The organism is Candidatus Zixiibacteriota bacterium (assembly GCA_035380245.1).
In the GTDB taxonomy this organism is placed as follows: Bacteria; Zixibacteria; MSB-5A5; order GN15; family FEB-12; genus DAOSXA01.
Map to the genome: position 1 here is coordinate 1 of DAOSXA010000023.1, position 3282 is coordinate 3282.

The 3282-nt window shown below is 52.6% G+C and carries 2 protein-coding genes; both read right to left on the bottom strand.

The window, feature by feature from the left end; genetic code table 11:
• Positions 1 to 67: 67 nt before the first annotated feature.
• The gene (locus PLF13_14995; protein ID HOP08576.1) at positions 68 to 2719 is read right to left on the bottom strand and encodes a T9SS type A sorting domain-containing protein; all 2652 of its coding nucleotides are present in this window, start codon (positions 2717 to 2719) and stop codon (positions 68 to 70) included.
• 335 nt (positions 2720 to 3054) lie between these two features.
• Positions 3055 to 3282 (bottom strand): hypothetical protein (locus PLF13_15000; protein HOP08577.1); only part of this gene is annotated, 228 nt, incomplete at its 5' end.

Genomic DNA, 3282 nt, shown 5'->3' on the forward strand with positions numbered 1-3282 from the left:
CCCCAAAAGCAAAGCCCTGCCTTGAGTGGCAGGGCTTTGTAATGGTTAAGAAGTAACTGGACGAGGGTTACTTCAGGAGTACCATTTTCTTGGTGGCTGTGTTGTTAGCGGCGGTGAGTTTGTAGAAGTAAATACCGCTAGCCTGGCCTTCGGCATTCCATTCGATGGACTGCGGGCCGGCTTCAGCCATACCGGAGAACGAAGCCACGACCTGACCGGTGACGTTGTAGATGGTCAGGTTGAATTCGCTGCGCTCTTCGAGAGTAAAGCCAATGGTCGTCGTCGGGTTGAACGGGTTGGGATAGTTCTGAGCCAAACCGAAGTTCGACGGGACCTGGTTGGACAGCACCATGGCGCCCTCGCGGGTGGCCATTTCAACCGACACGATCTCGCCGTTCACCTGGAGGAAGTCCCCGGTGAAGCTGTTGCCCTCGATCGAGGACACGAGAATGCGGGTGTTAGTGCCGTCAAAGGCATAGAGCATTTCCATATTGTCGGTCAGCAGTTCCGGCACGACGTCGCCGGCCATAACCACGAAAGCCGCACCGATCTCGGTGTTACGCACCGACATGATGCCGCTCTGGCTCAGGCTGTAGTCGACCGCCACCGGGGAGGCTGTCTTCGAATACGGAACCGCATCACCAACGATCAAACGGATCAGGTAAACCAGGTCGGCAACCGACAAGGTGATACCGTCAGCGTTGACGTCGGAAGCGGCGATGGCGGCCTGCTCGTAGCCACCAAACACGCTCAGACCCTGGATGAAGTAGTTGCTGAACATAACGGCGTCGGAGATTTCGTTCGCCAGGCCGTTCTGGTTCAGGTCACCACGATCATCGATCGAGTCGGCGCAGATAATATCAACACCACCATTGACGAAGTCGACCCAGCGGATCAACTCCGGCTTCTCCGGATGCCCCTGATTCAGCGTGTCGCAAACATAGTTCGCGCCATACAGCGTCGGGAAAGCATGGGTCGGATCGGCGATGGAGGAAGCGAAGTCTCCGACGGTCGTCTCGAAATCCCACAGATAGCGGGAAATATAGAGCTGCTCACCGGAAACATCGGAAATAGCGTTGTCACCACAATCGTACCAGACCCAGCGGACCGGAGCGTACATGCACTCCAGGGTACGATCGTTGGAAACGTAGAAGTACATCGTCGCCAACTGGTTGCTCACCGAACCCAGAGTGTTGGTGTAGCAGGACGGATGACTAATACCGTCGTTCATGTCGGCGATCGCCACGATACGGACAATACCGCTCGGACAGGCGTTGGAACCGCAGTTGCCGTTCTCGCCCTGGCGATAGGTAAAGTACTCCCAGTCACAGTCTTCAATGAAGTCGCCCGGCTGAACCGTGTTCAGCGTCAGAGCCGACTGATCGTACTGGACCAGGAAGTCAAAACCACCGATCTCGTGGTTCTGGTAGTTGCCGTTGAGCATGAAGATATCAACCGAATCAACCATGCCCTGATAGACGTCATGAGTCTTCTCAATCGTCAGCAGGAACGGTACGATTACGATCGTTATCGAAATCTCATCGGAATTCGACGGGCTGCAAGGATCACAGACCGGAGCACCGTCGGTGACACCAAGCACCAGGGTAAAGGTGCCGGTGAAGTCGGGATCCAGATACGGGGTGTCCCAGGACCATTCACCCGTGGCCGGATCCAGATTGATCGAACCGGGACCGGTGAAAGCATTGACCGTATACAGAAGAGCCGACGGACCGCTGTCAGCGTCAGTGGCGTCCACGTCGCCGGTCAAAATACCACCCATACCGGACACTACGACATTGTCTTCATCGGGACAGAACTCGTTGCCGTTGGCCTGCAAGGTGCAAACAAACGTCGGAGCGTCGTTCTGTACGCAAATGGTGAAGGTCGTCTCATCAGTGTCGCCGCACGGGTCCTCAACCTGTACCGTTACCACGTGCTCACAAATGTCAGCACCATCGGTCGTCCAGGTGATTACACCGGTATTTGCATTGATGGCCAGGCCCGCAGGACCCGACACGATCGAGAAGGTCACGTTACCCGGATCGTCATTATCTGTGGCCGTTGCCTGGCCAACATAAGTGTCGCCCCAGTGTATCGTAGCATCCGCAATCGGATCGAGAACCGGCGGATCGTTACTGATCGTCAAAATGGTCACTCCGTCGGGAGCTTCCGAGTTGACCGGGACCGGATATAAACCAGTTCCGGCAACATCAACGAACTGGGTCGTCGCTGTCGTTGCACAAGCAGTATTAGCACAAATATTCTGACCAACCTCCAGATCGACGCCCGCTACTTCGACCGTACCGCCACAAGCATAGTTCGCCGTGAAATCAATCTGAGCCACGACGGTTACGCCGGCGCCAAGATCCACGTCAGCAGGATCCATCTTCAAAGCCGCCATACGAACGGTGTCAGGAGCTGTGCCAGAGGCCATGCTGAGGTCAAGATAACGGTGAGTTAACGCCGTGAAAGCCGCGTCCCAATCGATCGTATAACTGTCGAAATAGGCTCCGCCGGTGGCCGACGTCATCTCGAATATGATCTCAAACGCAGATATGTCCATGCTGCTGTTGTCAACAGTTATGTCCAATATCTGGCTCTGGCCGCGAAGCACTGATTTGTGATCAAACAGCACTTCATCAGCAAATGAAGTAGTGAAAGCAAATACCAGTATAAAGGAGGTCAGTAACAAAGAATATATGCTTCTTCTTTGCATCATTATAATGCTCCTTTATAAAAAAGTCACATTAAAGTTCAGGCAATCATCTCATCAGGCATTCTACCGGATAAGACTCTCCGATCACCTTCTTAATTACCTAAGCTTGCCTTGTGGCCGGGTTAGGCGCCCGCCAGTATCATCGCCTGTTCAACCGCGAGGAACCGTCCAAAGAAACAGCTCAACATCAGTTGATTTGACGGCCATGAAACTGAATGGAAATAAGGGCAAGGAGAGTAAAACCATCAGAGATTGTATCTCTCTAATTGGTTTCAAATCCTTTATCGAAAACCGAATGATCTTGGCTTGAACTTCGTAACGCTAAGTGATACTTATCGTTACTTAAGGTGCGTCAGACGCAAAACAGAAGCGCTTGATAACACAACTATTTCCCTAGACGCCAACAAAATAATAACTATCCCGCTTTTGTCAACACCTTTTTGTTTTATCCTTATATTACGATATTGCGTAGTAATAAATAGGCGGCCAGGCTTCGGCTGATTGAACGAAGACAGCAGGCAAAAAAAAGGCAAAACCGCCTGGTGACGAAATTCGGAGTGGTAAAA

Coding starts and splice junctions, on each gene's coding strand:
- PLF13_14995 (HOP08576.1), bottom strand. CDS start 2,719: ATGATGCAAAGAAGAAGCATATATTCTTTGTTACTGACCTCCTTTATA.